The organism is Affinirhizobium capsici (genome assembly GCF_977018625.1).
On record NZ_CDRNXD010000008.1, the window covers coordinates 32,165 to 50,331 of the forward strand.

The following is an 18,167-nucleotide window of genomic DNA, read 5'->3' on the forward strand; positions in this document are numbered from 1 at the left end:
ACTACTAGCGAAAAAAGGAAAAGCACTGCGGAGCAACTGATGCTTTTCCGCAGTGCTATTGAATTGTTATACGCCCATACGCTGGCCGACTACCTGCCAATTTACCAGTTTCTCCAATATCGCTCGAATATGATCTGCCTTCCGATTTTCGTAATCGAGGTAGTATGCGTGCTCCCAGATATCGATCCCGAGATAGGCAGGTTTGCCTGTTGCCATTGGGTTGTTTGCATCTTCATAACCAACAAATTCCAGTTTGCCTTGATCTCCACGGGTCAACCAAATCCAGCCTGTGCCGAAGACGCTGTCTGACACGGTCACGCTCTTTTTGACAAACTCGTCCCAATGGCCAAACGCTGCATCAATTTCAGCTGCAACTTTGCCTGCCGGTCGCTCTGAGCCGCCAGGTGCGAATTGCTCCCAATAGGCATTATGGTTCCAGGCCTGTGCCGCATTGTTGAATATTTTGCGGTCATTGCCGCTTGAGCTGGCTGTGCTTTTCACAACCTCTTCAAGTGACATCGCTTCGTAGCGCGTGCCCTGCGCAAGAGCATTCAGATTTTTAAAGTAGGCACTGTGATGCTTGCCGTAATGGAGACCAACAGTCCGTTCTGATATTACAGGAGCAAGAGCGCTTTGATTGTAAGGCAATGGCGGCTGCGAAAACGGTGTTGCTGCTCGAGCAACCTTTGGTGACGAAAGCGTTGAGGATAGTGCAACTGCGCCGCCCGCGGCAAGTAACGCGCGTCTGGAGATGTTCATTGGATTTCCTCTCTAATTTAAGCTTTATGGGTACTGTCCGGTAACGATCATCTAGATTAATGTTCGACACTGCATCGCCCGTCGGCGCAGCCGTTTGGTTCATACTGCGCAGTCTCTACCTGTGGCTCTTCCTCATGTGAGGCGGCGAGTGCCATGGCGATGCGTGCTCCAAGCGCAATATCGTCTTCCACGCCAAAGGCAGCATGAATGATTGCTCCATCACGCCCGATTAGAACAGACGAGGGAGTTCCGCGGAACCCATATCGCTGCATTGTGATTGGGGTATCTGATCGAGGGTCTGCAAGATCGACGCCAACAGGGGAGGTGATCCGGTATTCGTGGAGGAATGCTTCAAGAGTAATCGGGCTCATCGCCTGATGATGCTCAAAGACGGTGTGAAGACCGATGATTTGCAAATCGGATCTAGCAAAGATCCTTTCCACCCGCTTCATTTGCGGAATTGCGTCTGAGACGCAGCCCGGGCAAAGCAGCTGGAAAGCGTGCAGCCAGATCGGCTTTCCTCTTAGATTGGCGAGTGTCAGAGGCACCTTGGTGTTGAACCACTGGCTAACGGCCAGTTCGGGTGCGAGGGTGATATGGTTTGAACCAGGCATAACACAGTATCCTCTTATGATGCGATCCAACTCGAACTCAGCTCAGGAACTATAGTCACGCAATATGTATAGGATTCCTATTTAAATGCAAGAGACGTGTCGCATCACTCAGCAGATGGAATTTGAATTGATAGAAGCCTCCTATTAGACTCATATAAAATTCGTCATTCTCTAACTTCCTCCGTTTCCTTACCGCTTCCTGAGCGAGCTCTTGGTCATGCCATTCAGACTCTTTTGCGGGAGGATGACAGTCGGTTGACCGGAGCATACTGAAATGCGCAGCGGCAAGTCCGCTTGATACGCGCCAGCTCCTGCGGAATTCCGATATGATTGAAACTGATTATCTGGTGATTGGCGCTGGCCTTTCAGGTCTCGCCTTCGCTGACGAATTGATCCGGCGAACAGATGCCCATGTTACCATCGTGGATAAACGTGACGCGCCTGGTGGTCATTGGAACGACGCCTACCCATTCGTGCGGCTGCACCAGCCCAGCAGCTTTTACGGAGTTGAATCCACCCCTTTAGGCGACGAAAGAATTGATAGTGACGGTTATAACAAGGGCTTCGCCCGCCTGGCGGATGCACCGGAAATTATCGCCTATTGCCATGCGGTGATGAGGGATCGACTGCTGGCAAGTGGCCGCGTCTCGTATTTACCGATGAGCAGCTATGAAACTGGAGACATGGTAAGACAGCTATTGTCCGGCAAGGTTCAGCAGATCCGGATCAGACGAAAGCTTGTGGACGCGAGCTACTATACCAATTCAATCCCCCTGACGCACAAGCGCACCTTTACAACTGGTCCCGGCGTGACATGTATCGTGCCAAATGACCTTCCAAGATTGGCCCACGAGTTTGATTACTATGCCGTGATTGGAGCGGGAAAAACCGCAACAGACACCTGCCTGTGGCTCCTGTCCCGGGGTGTTGCTCCGGAACGGATAAGATGGGTTGTATCTCGCGATCAATGGTTCGTTAATCGGGCGAAAATTCAACCCGCGCCTGAGTTTTTCACTGAGGTCTTCTCGAGCATTGCTCAGGCGCGTGAGGACATCGCGCTCGCCACCTCCGCCAGAGATCTCGCCCGTCGACACGAGGAAGCCGGGTTCTGGTTGCGTGTCGACAAGAATGTTGAGCCGACGGTGTTTCGCGCTGCCTTCATGTCAGAGGGTGAAGTCGAGGCGCTATCATCGATCAGAGACGTCATCAGGATGGGTAAGGTCCGCCATCTTGCAGATGACCGGCTTGATATGTCGTCCCGGAGTGTCTCGGCGCGTCCGGACACGCTTTATATCGATTGTAGTGCTTCTGCTGTGTGCCAAAAGCCGGGCTTACCAATCTTTCAAGACGGGCGGATCGTTATACAAGCAGTTCGCTTTCCACAAATCCCGTTCAGCGGCGCGCTTATCGCATTTATTGAGGCTCAGTTCGACACTGATGATGAGAAAAATGCACTGGCTGCACCCGTTCCCGTACCCATTTCGGTCGACGATTATATTCGCGGAATGAAGGTCGATCTCGAGAACAGGTTGCGACAGGCAACAAGTCCGCCCGTGAGAGACTGGATCAAAAACTCCCGGCTAGACGGCTTCTCAATGATGGCTTCTGGCATCGATCCCAAAGACCTCGAAAAGGTAGCGTTGCTGGATCGGATTAAAGCGTCGACCGTCGCAGCCTATAGCAACATATCGAGGTTGCTCACGACACTGCCAGCGTGAGTTAGGCAATTAGCAATGGGATTGGATCAGGCCCAGAATTCAGTGGCCTCGGTTTAGCTGGAGAATAAAAATGAACTTTTCCTACGCCGCAATTGAGAACGCATCGGAACTCGTATCGCTGATCAATTCAGCCTACCGCCTGCCCAGTTCCTCACCGGGGTGGACTGATGAGCGAGAGGTCATTTCAGGGCCAAGGATTGACGCCCAAACTATTCTATCGGAATTTGAAGCAGGGCGGTTCTTACTGTCCCGCACTGCCCCTGAAGAAGAAGTCGTTGGCTGCGTTCACATATCCGGTCTGGAAGACAATGCTTGGTATATTTCGCTTCTCGCAGTGAAGCCAACTTATCAAAGGGGAGGTCTTGGAGCCTCCATTCTCAACGAAGTTGAAAAACAGGCTGCTGCCGAGGGCGCATCTTGCCTTCGCATAACAGTAATCAATCATCGCAAACCCTTGATTGCCTGGTATGAACGTCGCGGCTTCCGCAAAACCGGTGCAGAGGTTCCATTCCCCTATGACGATCCGAGCGTAGGCATTCCGCTTCGGGATGATCTGGCTCTGGTCGTACTCGAAAAGCCTTTGAGAGCCGACGAAACGACCGACTGAACATGCGGTGACAGATGTAGTTCGTGACGTCGGAATGTTCTGGCATTTGGGTCTTTCCACCCGTTCAGGTCTTAGCAAAGCATCATTTGACCGCAGAATTCCGGAGCGGTCATATTGGGAGATCTATAATGATCACTTCCACAAATCGCGTCGGCCCCGTCGGTGCTTCACTCTATCGCGCCATTTGGCGTTGGCACTTCTTTGCGGGCCTGTTGGTGATCCCGGCACTGCTCAATTTGGCGATTACGGGCTCCCTCTATCTGTTCAAGGACGAGATCAATAATTCCGTCTTTTCCTATCGCTATACGGTGAGAGCCTCCGGCGATGCACTCAACCCGGAAACTATTGTCGAGAAAGCAGTGGCAGCCATTCCTGGGTCTACTGCAACTACTTACAAAAACCCTGCGTCAGTGACGCAATCCGCTATAGTCACAGTCTTACACGACAATGTATCGACCCTTGTTTTCGTCAATCCATACACTGGCAAAATCCTGGATAAGGTAAGTGTAGAAAGCGAATTCAATTACATTGTTAAGCGCATACACAGCTGGGCATTTTTCGGCAGTTGGGCCAATAAGCTTATTGAGATCGCTGGCGGGTTCACAATGGTGCTTGTTGTAACAGGCATATATCTCTGGTGGCCTCGCCGACAATCCGGTGGTGTGATATCAGTCAGAGGCAACTCTTCACAGCGCGTTTTTTGGCGGGATCTCCACGCGATAACAGGAGTTTCAGCAGGGGCGTTTATCTTCTTCCTCGCACTGAGTGGAATGCCTTGGTCAGGCTTCTGGGGCAGTAACCTCACTAATTGGGCAAACGAAAGAGGTCTCGGATATCCTGCGCAGTTGTGGGATGACGTTCCAAAATCAACCAAAGTATCAAAAGACATTTTGCCCAAGGTCGGATGGGCAGTCGAGCAAGCTCCCGTTCCACTATCGGATGCAGCCGTGCTTGAAGCAAAGCCGCCAGTAGGGCTGGATACAATCGTAGAGCAGGCAAAAGCTGGCGGGATCAGCCCCGGCTTCGATGTCGCGCTGCCAAGAAATCCGAGTGGTGTCTACTCGGCAGCCATCTATCCTGATCAGGTTGCTGGACAGCGCATGATCCATTTTGACCAGTATTCCGGAAAGCCGTTAGTCGACCTATCCTATGCGCAATACCCCATCCTTGGCAAATCTATCGAATGGGGTATCAGTGTACATCAAGGGCAGGAGTATGGGCGCGTCAATCAACTCTTGATGCTCACCGCTTGTCTTCTGATAATTGGCATGAGTGTCACGAGCGTTGTTATGTGGTGGAAACGACGACCCGCCGGAACTTTGGGAGTTCCTCCTAAACCTCGTTCACATCCAATTCATGTGGGTCTTTGGCTCGTGATTATTCTGTTTTCTCTCGCGTTTCCGCTCAGCGGCCTGGCGATATTGGTCATGATCTTCATTGATCAAATCCTGGTGCGACTCGTCAAAATAGCGGTTGCTTGAATTCCTCGCAGGATGCCGCGACTGGAAGTGACGTCGACTGTCTAGAGCCAATCTTGCGCAGGTCAGTGGCCTAGCCCTGAAAAACTGTCCGGCCCTGTGTGAAGGTCCGGGGAGCATCTAGATACAATATCCACGCATAAAAGGATTTAAATATGAAAGATGCTTCATCGCAGCCCGTTAATCCCTTCATGACCGACGCATTCGCCCGTGTCTACGAGGAAACCGGCGAGAGAATTACCGGTCAGGCTTCACGCGCTGCATTGAAGTACACCGGTAATATTGAACCTGGCCACCGCATACTGGACATCGCTGCCGGAACCGGCGCTTTGACCATTCCTGCCGCTGAGATGGGTGCCAATGTCACGGCTATTGATATTGCACCGGGCATGGTCAGGCGTTTGGCGAGTAAAATTGGGTCATTTCCAAATGCGGAAGCTTTGGAGATGGACGGGGCTCGTATGGATTTTCCCGATGGAGCCTTTGATCTGACTTTTTCGATCTTTGGCGTGATAGTTTTTACGGACTGGCGGAAAGGCTTAACCGAACAGTGCCGTGTTACGCGACCGGGCGGAAGAGGTTGTGTGGTGACTTGGCGCGATCCGTCCGGCGGAGGACCGTTCCAAATTATGGCTGCATCCATTGGTAGGGCGCTGCCAAACCGTCCGCCTGCGTTCAAGCCGGAAGCTTTTGTTCGTCTTAGTGAGCCAGATCATCTGATTGCCGAAATGGAAGCGGCTGGATTTCAGGATGTGTCTGTAGAGGAGATCGAATGTTACTGGGAAGGGCCAGCGGGGGAGGCATATCTGGAACAGTTGCGCGCGCTACATAGCTACATGCCGCCTTATGTCATGCTTTCTCCTGAAGATAAGCTACTGGTTGATGAAGAAGTGGTTCGTCTCAGTCAATCCAAAGCCGTAGACGGTAAACTTCGGCTCCCGTCCAGAGTTCTGATTGCGGTCGGAACGAAAGCTGACGCAACGCTTCATCAGAGCTCAGTTCTTTGATCGAGAGAAATTTTAACCTCCTTGCCTTGCAGATTGGTGGCCTGTCACAGCTTGGTCTCGGGGGGGTAGTGAGCGGCATAGAGAAAACCCCTGTCGGTCAAGAAATTAACCTGTCGCCGGGCGGTTTTGAAGGCGATCGGCAAGGGGATACGTCTAAACATGGCGGACCAGAGAAGGCGGTGCATCATTATCCGTTTGACCATTATGCTGCTTGGCGAAGTGAGCTTGGCAGTCATCCACTACTGGAGAAGCCCGGCGCCTTCGGTGAAAATCTGGCGACGATTGGTTTAACAGAAGAGACTGTTGCCATCGGCGACATATTCAGACTTGGAAATGCGTTAATCGAGGTTAGTCAGGGGCGGCAACCCTGTTGGCGTCTTAACGCCCGCTTCGGCCTTACAGCTATGGCCAGGCAAGTTCAGCGAACAGGTCGCACGGGCTGGTACTATCGTGTGCTGGAGACTGGCGCTGTCCGGCCAGAAGACAAGCTCGTGCTGACAGATCGAAAGCAAGCCGACTGGACACTCTCCCGGATATGGCATGCCTTCTATGTAAACACACTGGATCACAGAGAGCTTGAAGGCATTGCCAACCTTTCGCCATTGGCTGAGAGCTGGCGACGATACGCGTTGCGAAGGCTGGAAACCGGTCAGGTTGAGGATTGGTCGCGCCGTTTAGGCGAGGGGTCTGACGCAGATATGATCGAGAGCAGAGCAGCCAAATCCGACTTCTTCTGAGCTACATCAGCAAGAGTGTAGCGATCGAAGACGGCTACGAATGCGGCTGTTGCTTCCCGCAATACATTTGGCAACCCACAAGCAGGAGCGATTATGCAACCGTCACAAACAAAGAGATCTGTCAGCTTTTCGGTATGCCTCAAAATGGATCCAAGGTTGATCTGATCCGCAGGCTTTGCCAGACGAATACCGCCGTTGCGTCCTCGGATCGCTTGTATGAAGCCTGCACCTGCGAGGTCTTGAACGACCTTCATGAGGTGGTTTTCCGAGATGTCGTAGATACTGGCAACCTGGCGGATCGATGCTAGCCGATCATCTTTCGCTGCAAGGTGAATCATGACTCGCATCGCGTAATCGCTGTAAATGGAAAGTTTCATAGCCGCTCCTGCGACAAAATGGCAACGAATGAAAACATGCATTTACATAGCATCTTTTTCGGATCAATAATAGATGCAAATGAAATGCATCTTTAGGTGGGTTATGGGCGAAGTCACTCTCAGGCAAGAAGACATTATGCTGGTGCTGTATCGCTTTTATGCGAGAGCACGGCGAGATATCGAACTCGGACCCCTGTTTAACGATACGGTGAAGGACTGGAGCGAACATCTCCAACGGCTCGAGGATTTTTGGTCATCACTCATGCTGACCACCGGGCGATATAAGGGCAATCCTGTTGCCATGCATCTCATCCATGCCCATCGGATCCAGCCGCATATGTTTACGCGCTGGCTCAAGCTTTGGGAGGAGACGACCAATGAACTGGTGTCAGCTGACGTCGCCTGGGAAATGCAGACCAAAGCCGCGCGGATTGCGGAGAGGCTTAACACGGCGATGCATGGGCCCGAGGCAGTTATAGTTGCGCGGCGGCCGGAAGATGACGGTCGATTGCGGCAGAAAAGCTTAGGTGAAATCGACGCGGTGCCGGTTCCAATCTCTGAAAAAGGTGGAGAACAGGCCCAAAGCAGCTCGGGGTCATGCTTCACATGAACGGCGATCGAATTGCGATGAAGATACGCCCAATTCACAGTGGGCTCCAGATCCGCGCTCTGTCTGGCGGGGCTCCATCCCGTTCGCTTTCATCTTGAATGTCTCGACCGCGACAGCCGAGCATTTTTGAGTACCCAACATCAAGGAACTTTCCCATGACTACATCTCTCAGTGAATCTACGATCCTGCTTGTCAAAAGCAGTGTGCCGGCGCTTGCGGTGCACGGAACAGCCATCACTACGGCAATGTATGCCCGCCTTTTCCAGAATGAGCATATAAAGGCGTTATTCAATCACTCCAATCAGGGTGAGGGCGGATCGCAGGTTCATGCGCTGGCGGCGGCAATCCTGGCCTATGCTCAGAATATTGATAATCTGACGCCTGTTGTCCCGGTGGTCGAGCGGATCGCTCATAAGCACATCGGCTATCACATCCTGCCCGAGCATTATCCTTATGTTGCCAAGGCACTGCTTGACGCGATCAAAGATGTTTTGGGTGATGCCGCAACGCCAGAACTTCTACAGGCTTGGGGTGAAGCCTATTGGTTTCTCGCCAATCTTTTGATGGCGCGCGAAGCTGACATTCGAGAGACGCTTGAAGCGGAAGCTGGAGGATGGAAGGGTTGGCGTCCTTTCGTTATCGCTGAAAAAACCCAAGAAAGCAGCGTCATTACGACCTTTATCCTCAAGCCTGCAGACGGCGGTCGCGTCATAAGACATAAGCCGGGGCAATATCTGACGTTGAACTTGGCTCTACCCGATGGCTCAAGCGTCAAACGGAATTATTCAATCTCCAGTTCGCCGAACGATAGTCACTACCGCATCTCAGTCAAACGGGAGGCAAGTGGAGCAGGCGGATCACGCTTTTTGCATGACTCTGCCCAAGTCGGCGCCACGTTTGAAGTGACGCCCCCAGCAGGCGACTTTTTCCTTCCTGACGAACCCGTTCGACCGGTCGTACTTCTTTCCGCGGGCGTCGGGCTTACTCCGATGGTTAGCATGATTGAGACGATCGGCGCCAACTATCCTGAAGTACAGGCGCATTACGTGCATGCAGCTTTAAACAGCTCCACCCATGCAATGGATCGCCATGTAAGAGCCATTGCAAGGAACCACGGGCGTATTTCTGTTGCCACCTTCTACAGCGAGCCCGCTTCTACTGATGCAGCCGGCCTGACGCATGACTACGACGGTTTTATTAGCGTCGACTGGTTAAAGCACAACACGCCGTTCGCGACAGGCGATTTCTACCTGTGTGGTCCCAAGCCCTTTCTCAAGTCACTCGTGACAGGCCTTTGGAAGGCCGGGGTGGATGCAGAACGGATCCATTTTGAATTCTTCGGACCGTCTGACGAACTTCTTGCGGCTTAAGCCCCAGACGAACGAGGGCGGAGAAAAGCCCGCCCGACTATACGCAACGAAAGAAACTGCCATGTTTGACACCCTCAAACGCGCCACTGGTTTAACGATACCGCTTGTACTTTTACCCGCAACCGCATTTGCACACGTCAAGTGGTTTGCGCCTTACATTGTTGGAGCTCCACCGGAACCCGTGTCAGAAACGCTCGGCAATATATGGTTTTGGATCGGTATCGGTCTCGTGATCGCCTTTTTTCTTCTTACGCGCGTGGTTGAGAAGGGTAAGTGGGGCGAGATAGCAATCGTTGCGCTCAATCGCGCAACGCGCCCGGTGTGGCTGCGGCAAGACGACTATATCCGGTCGATCATAGCCGCATTCTTTATCGCTATATTTGCCGTTGGCAACGTCTACCTTACGCCTGATCTTAAGACCCCGAACGAATGGGTGTCATGGTTGCAGCTTGTCATAGCGTGTTGCATTTTCTGGCGGGCGACGATGCCGTTGGCAGGCATTGGCATTATTGCGTTGTGGCTGTTTGCCCTACGAGATTACGAGCTGTTCCATCTGTTCGACTATCTTGCTTTGGGTTTGGGCGTTGCCGCATACCTGATCCTCGAACCACAAAAAAACGAAGCACTGCGTGCCCGCCGCTTCGAGGCATTGCGATGGGGACTTGCCGTGGCGCTAATGTGGTCAAGCCTTGAGAAGTTCGCATTCCCCAGCTGGTTCTATCCTCTTGTTTTGGAAAAGCCATTCCTCACCTTTGGAATGCCAAGAGATGTATTCATTCCAATGGCGGGCGTCACGGAATTTACCCTTGGCTTCGGTCTCCTGTGGACACCTTTGATCCGTAGGCTTTCGGCAATTGCTTTGCTCGTGATCTTTACAGCGGCAGTTTGGCCCTTTGGCCGGATCGATTTGATCGGTCACGGTCTTATCATGGCAATCTTGATTGCTGTTGCTGCTGAACAAAGTTCCGGCCTCGACCTTATGACGAAATTCAAACGTAAGCTTAGCAATGTGCCACTGGGATTATCTGGTGCCTTGTTCGTTTTCTGCACCGCTTACTGGGGACTGCATCTGGCATTTTACGGAGTAAACGGAGTTATTCCGGTAACCATTGAACCCAAGACAACTCACTCTTACAGCGCAGAGCATCCGCATGGACCGGGTGGGCCAACAGAAGAAGCACCTGATCATCATTAATATGATATGTAAGCAAGGCCTTTTCATTAAGGCAGGCATTTGAGTAGACGTGACCCGCGACCCGCGTAGCGAATGGCTGCTTAAGTAACGGGATTGGAGTTGCGCTTCTGCTTTTTGATCACGTCCATCGAACCAGTTGGCAAGTAAGCTCTTGATATGTTGCGCCGTACTGAACATCTCGCTTGAACCTGCCGCAAGGGCAGCACCTCGCTCAAATTTTGGTGTAGTCACGTTAAGTTTGTCTGGCTGGAAAGGTCAGCGGCTCATGGATATTCGGGCGACACCGGCCACAATTTTCCATGCATCGAACGCTTCGAGCCGATGGTAGCGAATTGTTTGCGCGGCGCGGCGACGCGGCGGAACTGAAAAGCAATTGCGGGTCGCTGAGTAGTGCATGGAGACGAACCGTTGCAACGTGCCTGGTGACCGGTGGCCTCGCATGGTTCGTTCCCATTTTCGAAACGGCAGATGGCTGTTCTCGGCTCGATTATTGAGGCCCTTGTGCGATCAATGGTCAAGGCCGAGTGCCACCTCCGCCTTTGCTGCACCGTAGGAGCGGAGCTATCGGTGATGATCCGTTTGGGAGCAAAGCCATAGCGCTTCATTAGCGCCACCAGCAGGCGCTTTGCCGCCCTTTCATCACGCCGGTTCTGCAATGTCTCTTCGAGAACGGTGCCATGCTGATCGACCGCACGCCAGAGCCAGAATTTCTCTCCAGCGCATTTCACGACAACTTCGTCCAGGTACCAAATATCGCCGGGGCGCGCATGCCGCCGCAAGTTGCGTGCGATCTGGGGTCCGAACTTGGCGATCCAGCGGCGGACTGTCTCATAGGATATGTCGATTCCACGCTCGAGCAGCATTTCCTTAACTTCACGCAGACTAAGGTTAAACCGCAGATAAAGCCAGACCGCGCGAGCCACGAACTGTGGCGGAAAACGGTGACGCTTGAAGCTGATATCTCGTGTCTGCATCGCCGAAATTTACGCCCAACCCGTCAGCCAGGCAACCGCAGCCCGGTTAACGTGACAATACCGTGCCGTGTCTTACGACGCAGGTGAGCTGAGTTCTATCAGGTAACTGCTTCTTAGCTATCGTTGACGCCCCAACTCACGGACAGGAACAGGGCGACGCAATGGAATGTCGGGGTTGTTGGGGTCCTTCTGCCAGTCGATCAAAGTCGCCGGGCCGAAATGCAGATGGAACAGCAGATGTTTGACCAGTCCGACCTTCCGCATGTCCTCCGGGTAGCCCTCTCCGCCCATTTGTCGGGATGGGAAGAAGCCGAAGATTTCTCCCGGTTCGAGCAAACCAAGCCGATTAGATGCGGATGAAAACAGCTTATAGTCAGAGTATTCGTCATGCATGTCTCGGCTGAGACTATAGCCCTTGACGCGAATTGCGTGACCAAGGGCAAGATCCGGGCTCATTTCTCTCCCTTCGCCGTCGCGAATTGGCCCCTCACCCTCAACGGAAACTGTTCGTTCGAAGGCGGCAAGATCTATATTCGTCAGATGGTATTTCTGGCTCCAAGCCATTATCTGACCATCATAGAAATAGGCGCAACAATCGAAATCGTCAGCGGAGAATTCGGGGTCACCCTCGAATGCGGCCTTCAGTACCGGGCGAAGAAGATCAGGATCGCAAATCCACATGAAGCCCTTTAACAGCGCACCGCGCCCATGCTCCAGCCAGAACTGGATCATCCCGTCAGGTAGCCGACCCCGGTATTTCTCAACCTCAGCCTCAGTAACGGGGGTCACATGTGTCATAGGTCCCAAAATATCGGCAATATCGTGAAACGGTCGTTCACGATCCGTGAGCGGAACGTCATGAAGTTGCTCATATGTAAATTCGACCTTGTCACTCATTAGGGCGTCTACCATTGAGTTGTTGCTGCTTTAGACTGAAGTTCGACAGCTTTCGGCAGCGCAAATTTATTTCAGTCTGGAAAGACCTCTGAACTCCCGCTCCAATAGCTCCGGGGGAATTTCAAGCTGGGTCCAGCGCTCCCCATCAAAGGTGTGAACACCATGCTTGGAATCAAAGTAGAACAAAGTGTCGTCTACCGTCTGAACTTTCACCGGGTTCGGCACGTTCCTGTTGATATTGGGATCAAGAACAGGCTTTAGCGGCGATAGCATATGGCCGTCGAACCAATGCAGCGCATAATCAGACGCGATGACCATCTTGTCTCTGAACCTGGTGATCGAAATCAAACCTTCGCTGTTGCCTTTGAACGATACATCCTCAAATCCATGTTCTGCATTGCCGACCAAGATCACACCGTTATCGCCCACGGCCCAGATCTTGTCTTTGCTCTCAACAAAGATGTCATTTAAGGTTGCTGGTTCAGGATAATATTTTCCGGACCGTGGCTTGAAGATCTCAAGCCACTCCGCCCCATTCCAGTGATAGAGGCGGCCTTCAATAACACGAGAAGGGCCTTCTGCAGCGTGATGAATAGCAAGTGCTTCATCATTTCTGCCCTGCCTGAACAGTTCGCGTGCTAGGTTTTCCTCCTGCTCAGTCAAAGGCCTATTCGTGCTCGTGGGATGATACGAGACTGCCAAGTAGAGGTCGTTTTCCCCTGTTCCGGCAATTTTGCCAAATGCGAGATAGTCATAGGTCTCAGGAGGCTGCGGTAGCTGATCTCTAACAAACCATTCACTCCCCGCTTCATTAATGCGGTAGAGCTGTGAATGGTAACCCGTGACGAACAGGGTCTGGCCAATCAGCGTCATCGAATTCACATATCCAAGGCCGGTAGCGTCTTCCGAATAAACGCCGGCTCCCTCGATCTTCCTGTAAGAGGAGTCATGTCCCATTGGCAGAGTGTATAGGTCGCCTTCGTCACTGAGGGCGTAGATGATCGGCCGACCATCCTTGCCAATTTGTCCAGCCAACCCATCAATCTTGCGCGGCACGTCTGAGCGGCTCCATGGCTGTTCCAGCTGGCTCTCATAAGTCAGGATGTAAGAATATAGGTCATCAGCATCTTTGCCGCTCAGCACAATACAAAATATGTCTTTGGTGAGTGCTACGGCTCTGTCCAGCCGGAGGGGATCATAAGACTTCATATTTCCTCGCTTCAGTAGCTTCCTGCCTTCAGAACATCAATTACACGCTGTCCTCCCGGCAGCTTTGGGGGGTGATGGTTGATTGACCCGGCTGTCTGGACTTAACATTCACTTGCGCGTCAGCGGCATCTTTTGCCATTTTTCCGGAAGATCTCGAACTTTATCAAGCGCCTTATGAGCCTCGTCCCTTAATCTTGCCCAGCGGGGCGGTGCCTTGCGGGCTATTGCTGTCCCAAAGTATCCAGGGCCGGATTCAACGATTTATGCACAGCATCATCATCTGTGCGGTGCATAGCCTTTGTCAGACAAATAGCCTGACCCTGATTATATGTAGGAGAATTGGGAATGCGGTTTGCATTTGAATCTTTTTCTGCTGCGTTAGCAGGAGCAATTCCAAGCCGATAGACCATATCTGAAATAATATGATGGGCCTCGCCCGGGCAAATCATGTTCACATATTTGTAGGGACCGACAACGCAGTGCCATTCATCTTTATTATCTGTGTCGACCCTCACGCCATTGGCCAGTGCCAACTGCAGCTTCTTCGCCTTCTCAATTTTTAGCGATGCTTCAAGATATTCCCGTTCCTGAGCGATAGCGAGTGTGACGCTCTCAGTTGCCTGCGAAAACGCACGGGTAACAGCATCAAAGGAAACGTGACCGATCAGAAGCATTGCGCCCGTAGTCAGTTTCATCCCGATCGCCAGACATCCAATGGAATCCTGCCCAAAAGAATGGCTCGTCATGACATGGATCGGATCGACGCCAGCGATCGTTGGAACACCGTCAGGAGATACCGCGACAATCAAATGAAGGCCGAGCTGCGGTGTGGTCGCCGTGGTAGCGAGCGGATTGGAATGACTCTCAAGCTGCGTAGCAATGTCTTGTTTCATGATCGGATCACTCCGCTGATTAAGCAAGGATAGTTATGCACGTCGAAGTAAACTGGTGTGCCGGATCAACGTCCCACAGCTCGCAGATCCAACTCCCTTGATATCGCCTCCTTGTCATGCGTCAGTGACATCTTGACGAGAGAGTAGGCTGAGACGCCTGTCACCCACCCTTCGAAAAGCGTCTGCCGTGCCTCTTCGTCAAAGGTGTCGATCCGGCGCCTGACATCCAGAGAATTCAGGCCAACAATGGAGGTTGTTGACGGGGCGGCGTTCTTCTGCACGTAGAATTCACTGACGAAGGGTTCCCCGCCCGCCGTATCCCATCCCCGCGCGTAGGAATGCGCAATTACCTCTCCGCTCTCGTTCTTGAATGTTTCCATGGTGGGACCGCCAGCAAATGAAACCTTGCCGCTTTTCTCAACTTGATCGGTGAATTCCGAAATCATCTTAGCGCCGACCTTGCGCGCTTCTTCCAATGTTCCCTGACGGATAAGCAAGAGAACATTGGGGTATTCGTTACGCTCAATCGCCATTGAGTAATCGGCACTTCCCGCCGGCCGATCGGTATCGTCCAGTTTATTCAACTGCCAGTCGCGCGGATAAAGGAATCTCTCACCGTGCTCAGTCTTCTTTTCAGCTAGGCTCTCTAAGGCCGACGATGCTTCATCCATCTTGATACCGCCGAAGAACCTCGCAAGCGTGTCTTCTAACTCAGGATAATCGGCGTAATCGAACTGCGCCATCACGATCAGTACGTCCCGCCCATGGGTTACGACTGCGGCGCGGGCCATCCGCGAATAACCTTTTGCATCATAAAATTCGCTGCCGGCAAGATAGCCGAACACTGTGTTACCCTTCGCCTTATCTTGAATAATGCGGTTATAGCCGTTCAGCGCCAGAAATCCGTAACCGGTCACCTGGGCCTCAGCGAAGGAGGGAAAGCGCAGCCGATGCACGTCGATCATCAGCTTGTCCCGATTTTCCGGCTCGTAGATCTTTGCGATCACGCCCTGCTTGTCATTCACTGCAGGATCGATCCAAATCTCCATCTTGTCATCCAGGATGGTCGTAAAACCGAAACCGGTTTCACCGAGGTCGATCTTCTTGCGCAAGGAGCCAGCCGCAGCCTGGTCGCTAGTCGCGAAAATGCGCTCTGCTGTATGCGTCTCAGCCATGGAAACCTCAGTCATTACACTTAAGAGCATCAGGGATGCTCCCGCTATTGTCTTTAGATACAACCCAAGGCGAAATTTCGTTGATATTTCGGGGTCAAAACTCTGAATTATGCGCATTGTCTACCTCTATTCTGAGGAAGGTCTTTGCAGACCTATTCCCAAATTCAGTCCGCCGCCGACGCCTACAGCTGCCTTGGCCTTTGTTCGGATGCCCATCTGTCATCATTGAGCGGGCCGGTCTCGCCCTCGATTGCGGCACTTGCTCCACCACTCGCCTGGCCACCGAGCTCCAGGGAGATCCACCAGAACCAGGAATTGTCGGTTTCCTGCCGTCGCGCATCCCAATCGGCCTAGTCCGCCAGGTCGTTATAGGTATGCACTAAGACGTTTCCAGCCTGATAGGACATTCCAGAAAGACCGCCGCCTGCCTTGACCTCCGTCGCCGGCTTGCAATTGGTGAGTACGGTTGCCGAACCAGCAGCCAAGTGGCATGGGCGCTCCGATTTCCGGAATGTAGGGCAACCGTACGGTACATAAGCATCGCCCACCCGCATCAACGGACGATTGTTGGCGTGCACGTTCGGGCTCCCGTCGTGACAGGGCCCCGGCGGAAAGTGACAGCTACGGCCAGAACCAATGTCACCTTTGCTATTGGCTTGTGGCACGGCAACTCCTCTATTTTCGATGCGAACCGCATCCCTGTGTAAAGCCCTTTTCCCAAACGCTGTAAGCGTCAGGCTTCAGGACATCTACGCGGATGCCAGCACTCCCGGCCCCGCGGATGTCCGCCGGTAAATGGGAATTGGCCTTGGCGGCGAGCTGCACTCCGTTAATCATCAATTCGCTGACACGGCCCGAAAAGCGGTCTTACGAATACCCAGCTCAGCAATATCTAAATCGATCATCTGGTCGTTCGATGTGTAGACGAGACGGGTCTGCCTGTTCGAGGCCAAGATCAGGCGATTGGTGCAGATTGCACAGTGTGGCTCAGCGTCTGCGTTCTGATATTGGAATACCCATTTCCCCGAATTCGCTGCTGCTTGGATAGCTCCAGAGCTGTCAGGACCGCCTCGAACCAAAAGCTCCAACGCAGCCTCGCAGCTTACTAAGTCGTCGCCAGACATACCGTCGCAAAGCAAAGGGCGGTTGGCAGCGAAAGCTGGCCAGCTGATAGTAATGAGAATAAAGAAAACTACCAGCTTCTTCATACCGACACCGCCTTTCTATTGCCGTATATTCTTAAAATGCAGATAGAACCCGACGAAAAACAAAAGTGCACAACCCACTAGTACAGCGACGTTCGTCACCGTCAGATCGGCGGATGACAAAAAGGATCCTGATCTTTCTCAATCTGGTTCGTTTCAGCGCCTTTACAAAAGTTGTCCTGTTGCGACCGATGAATGAGTCATCATCGTTCTCGATTTCTCGGACGACGTCTTTCTGTGCATGCAGATAAATGGTTTCGCGACCTACCTCATCTTCAAAAGTAAGTTCGTTGAAACCGACGTCCTTATGAGTGTTGGTTCGAAACACACTTTTGGTCTTATGGGCCGGCAAATCATAGGGCACGGCATTTGTGGGGTTTGGCACGACACCGATGACCAGCGGACGGTCTGGGTCGCCATCGACAAAGGCGACCATCGCCTCCATGCCTATGCGCGGGTCACCTGCGCACCCCAGGTGCCGCCGCCCCAGCTTTGCGTCACGCGAATCGAGCAGGTGTCAGAGCCGTCAGCCGGCGGCTAATACGCTGATTAATGCCGAATTACTCGCAGGTGATTCAAGGCACGCCCTGAACGAGCGAGCCGCCGTGAGCACAAGGATCGCCTAGCCGCGCTACTGCCTTGCCCTCTATCTTTGCAATGGCCGAGCCTCCGGTTATACGATCCGAAGTGGTTGGGACACCGGTGCAAAGAAGACTGTCTCCCACCGTTGCAATCGGAACACCTTCAACTGTCACAAAACTCTGCTGCGTCGACACAACTGGGCCTCCTACGTGAGGCTTCGGACCGGGATCAACCAGGGCAGACGTGCATGTGACCTTTCAACGATACGACGCGCGTCATCAGTCTTTCACCCTCGCTCAGCATCACGTCTCAAAACTTTGTCTGTCGTCAATTCATCGCCAGCCTTCAAAATTTTAAATTCTGGCGTATTGGTTGGAACGAACCTCAGGTTTAAAGTAAATGCGTAGTCATCATCCGATACACTTGGAAAGGCTTCAAATACTAAATTATACTTATCAATGGGAACGTCTACATTTTTCATGTTTCCTATTGTGCCGATTTTGACTGGGGAAGAAGCAACTTCAAATGGCGTTTGAACTGCCCACAGAGACGCTTCGGACACGTTTGTGTTTTCATAAACTTCAATTTTCAATAGGCACTGCCCGTCGTGGTCAGGTACGCCGAAACTAACTATCCCCTCTGACCAAGCGAAACCTTGGGCAACATGATCATCATCCCAAAGTAGGCCAGGACGAGGAGTATCGGGAAGATGGACAACAACCTGTGTGTAGAGAATAGTGATCGGAAATTCTGCTAACAT

The 18,167-nt window shown here is 52.5% G+C and carries 17 protein-coding genes and 3 pseudogenes; 8 read left to right on the plus strand and 12 right to left on the minus strand.

What is annotated here, in order from left to right; translation table 11 throughout:
- Window positions 1-66: 66 nt before the first annotated feature.
- The gene (locus tag AC0JZ1_RS20060) at window positions 67-759 is read right to left on the minus strand and encodes a superoxide dismutase (protein WP_471884216.1); all 693 of its coding nucleotides are present in this window, start codon (window positions 757-759) and stop codon (window positions 67-69) included.
- Window positions 760-815: 56 nt separating this feature from the next.
- On the minus strand, window positions 816-1,373 hold the full coding sequence (locus AC0JZ1_RS20065; RefSeq protein WP_471884217.1) for a thioredoxin domain-containing protein: 558 nt from the start codon (window positions 1,371-1,373) through the stop codon (window positions 816-818).
- Window positions 1,374-1,699: 326 nt separating this feature from the next.
- Between AC0JZ1_RS20065 and AC0JZ1_RS20070 the strand changes: the two genes are divergently transcribed.
- From AC0JZ1_RS20070 to AC0JZ1_RS20090, 5 genes are all read left to right on the plus strand, one after another.
- Entirely contained in the window at window positions 1,700-3,091 is a 1,392-nt protein-coding gene (locus AC0JZ1_RS20070) for an NAD(P)-binding protein (RefSeq protein WP_471884218.1), read from the plus strand.
- Between the two features lie 70 nt (window positions 3,092-3,161).
- The gene (locus tag AC0JZ1_RS20075) at window positions 3,162-3,698 is read left to right on the plus strand and encodes a GNAT family N-acetyltransferase (RefSeq protein WP_252755073.1); all 537 of its coding nucleotides are present in this window, start codon (window positions 3,162-3,164) and stop codon (window positions 3,696-3,698) included.
- A gap of 128 nt (window positions 3,699-3,826) precedes the next feature.
- Window positions 3,827-5,179, plus strand: a complete 1,353-nt coding sequence (locus tag AC0JZ1_RS20080; protein WP_471884219.1) for a PepSY-associated TM helix domain-containing protein — start codon at window positions 3,827-3,829, stop codon at window positions 5,177-5,179.
- A gap of 152 nt (window positions 5,180-5,331) precedes the next feature.
- Window positions 5,332-6,183 carry a class I SAM-dependent methyltransferase gene (locus tag AC0JZ1_RS20085; RefSeq protein ID WP_471884220.1) on the plus strand — a complete coding sequence of 284 codons (852 nt, stop codon included), beginning with the start codon at window positions 5,332-5,334 and terminating at the stop codon, window positions 6,181-6,183.
- Entirely contained in the window at window positions 6,180-6,920 is a 741-nt protein-coding gene (locus tag AC0JZ1_RS20090) for an MOSC domain-containing protein (RefSeq protein ID WP_471884221.1), read from the plus strand. Before AC0JZ1_RS20085 ends, AC0JZ1_RS20090 begins: the two co-directional genes overlap by 4 nt.
- On the opposite strand, the gene AC0JZ1_RS20095 is transcribed toward AC0JZ1_RS20090, so the two are convergent.
- The gene (locus tag AC0JZ1_RS20095; RefSeq protein WP_471884222.1) at window positions 6,833-7,339 is read right to left on the minus strand and encodes an Rrf2 family transcriptional regulator; all 507 of its coding nucleotides are present in this window, start codon (window positions 7,337-7,339) and stop codon (window positions 6,833-6,835) included. The genes AC0JZ1_RS20090 and AC0JZ1_RS20095 overlap by 88 nt on opposite strands.
- 61 nt (window positions 7,340-7,400) lie before the next feature.
- On the opposite strand from AC0JZ1_RS20095, the gene AC0JZ1_RS20100 reads away from it, so the two are divergent.
- The 3 genes from AC0JZ1_RS20100 to AC0JZ1_RS20110 all read left to right on the plus strand — a co-directional run bounded on the left by AC0JZ1_RS20100 (window position 7,401) and on the right by AC0JZ1_RS20110 (window position 10,472).
- A complete protein-coding gene (locus AC0JZ1_RS20100) occupies window positions 7,401-7,907 on the plus strand; it encodes a group III truncated hemoglobin (RefSeq protein WP_471884223.1) in 507 nt (168 codons plus the stop codon).
- Between the two features lie 155 nt (window positions 7,908-8,062).
- Entirely contained in the window at window positions 8,063-9,277 is a 1,215-nt protein-coding gene (hmpA, locus tag AC0JZ1_RS20105; protein WP_471884224.1) for an NO-inducible flavohemoprotein, read from the plus strand.
- A 61-nt stretch (window positions 9,278-9,338) separates the two neighbouring features.
- Window positions 9,339-10,472 carry a hypothetical protein gene (locus AC0JZ1_RS20110; RefSeq protein WP_471884225.1) on the plus strand — a complete coding sequence of 378 codons (1,134 nt, stop codon included), beginning with the start codon at window positions 9,339-9,341 and terminating at the stop codon, window positions 10,470-10,472.
- A gap of 255 nt (window positions 10,473-10,727) precedes the next feature.
- On the opposite strand, the pseudogene AC0JZ1_RS20115 reads toward AC0JZ1_RS20110, so the two are convergent.
- From AC0JZ1_RS20115 to comJ, 9 genes and pseudogenes are all read right to left on the minus strand, one after another.
- Window positions 10,728-11,446: pseudogene (locus AC0JZ1_RS20115) on the minus strand (IS6 family transposase).
- Window positions 11,447-11,563: 117 nt separating this feature from the next.
- Window positions 11,564-12,343 carry a GAD-like domain-containing protein gene (locus AC0JZ1_RS20120; RefSeq protein ID WP_471884226.1) on the minus strand — a complete coding sequence of 260 codons (780 nt, stop codon included), beginning with the start codon at window positions 12,341-12,343 and terminating at the stop codon, window positions 11,564-11,566.
- A gap of 66 nt (window positions 12,344-12,409) precedes the next feature.
- Entirely contained in the window at window positions 12,410-13,552 is a 1,143-nt protein-coding gene (locus AC0JZ1_RS20125) for a hypothetical protein (RefSeq protein WP_471884227.1), read from the minus strand.
- 221 nt (window positions 13,553-13,773) lie between these two features.
- Complete coding sequence (locus AC0JZ1_RS20130) at window positions 13,774-14,445, minus strand: hypothetical protein (RefSeq protein WP_471884228.1); 672 nt, start codon at window positions 14,443-14,445, stop codon at window positions 13,774-13,776.
- Window positions 14,446-14,510: 65 nt separating this feature from the next.
- Window positions 14,511-15,620, minus strand: coding sequence for a hypothetical protein (locus AC0JZ1_RS20135; protein WP_471884229.1), 1,110 nt, complete (start codon window positions 15,618-15,620; stop codon window positions 14,511-14,513).
- Between the two features lie 836 nt (window positions 15,621-16,456).
- Window positions 16,457-16,828 (minus strand): hypothetical protein, encoded by a 372-nt coding sequence (locus tag AC0JZ1_RS20140; protein WP_471884230.1) that lies wholly within the window; start codon window positions 16,826-16,828, stop codon window positions 16,457-16,459.
- A 163-nt stretch (window positions 16,829-16,991) separates the two neighbouring features.
- Window positions 16,992-17,353, minus strand: a pseudogene (locus tag AC0JZ1_RS20145) (bacteriophage T4 gp5 trimerisation domain-containing protein); the annotation flags it as partial.
- 47 nt (window positions 17,354-17,400) lie between these two features.
- Window positions 17,401-17,686 (minus strand): annotated as a pseudogene (locus AC0JZ1_RS20150) (PAAR domain-containing protein).
- Window positions 17,687-17,693: 7 nt separating this feature from the next.
- Window positions 17,694-18,167, minus strand: coding sequence for a competence protein ComJ (gene comJ, locus AC0JZ1_RS20155; RefSeq protein WP_471884231.1), 474 nt, complete (start codon window positions 18,165-18,167; stop codon window positions 17,694-17,696).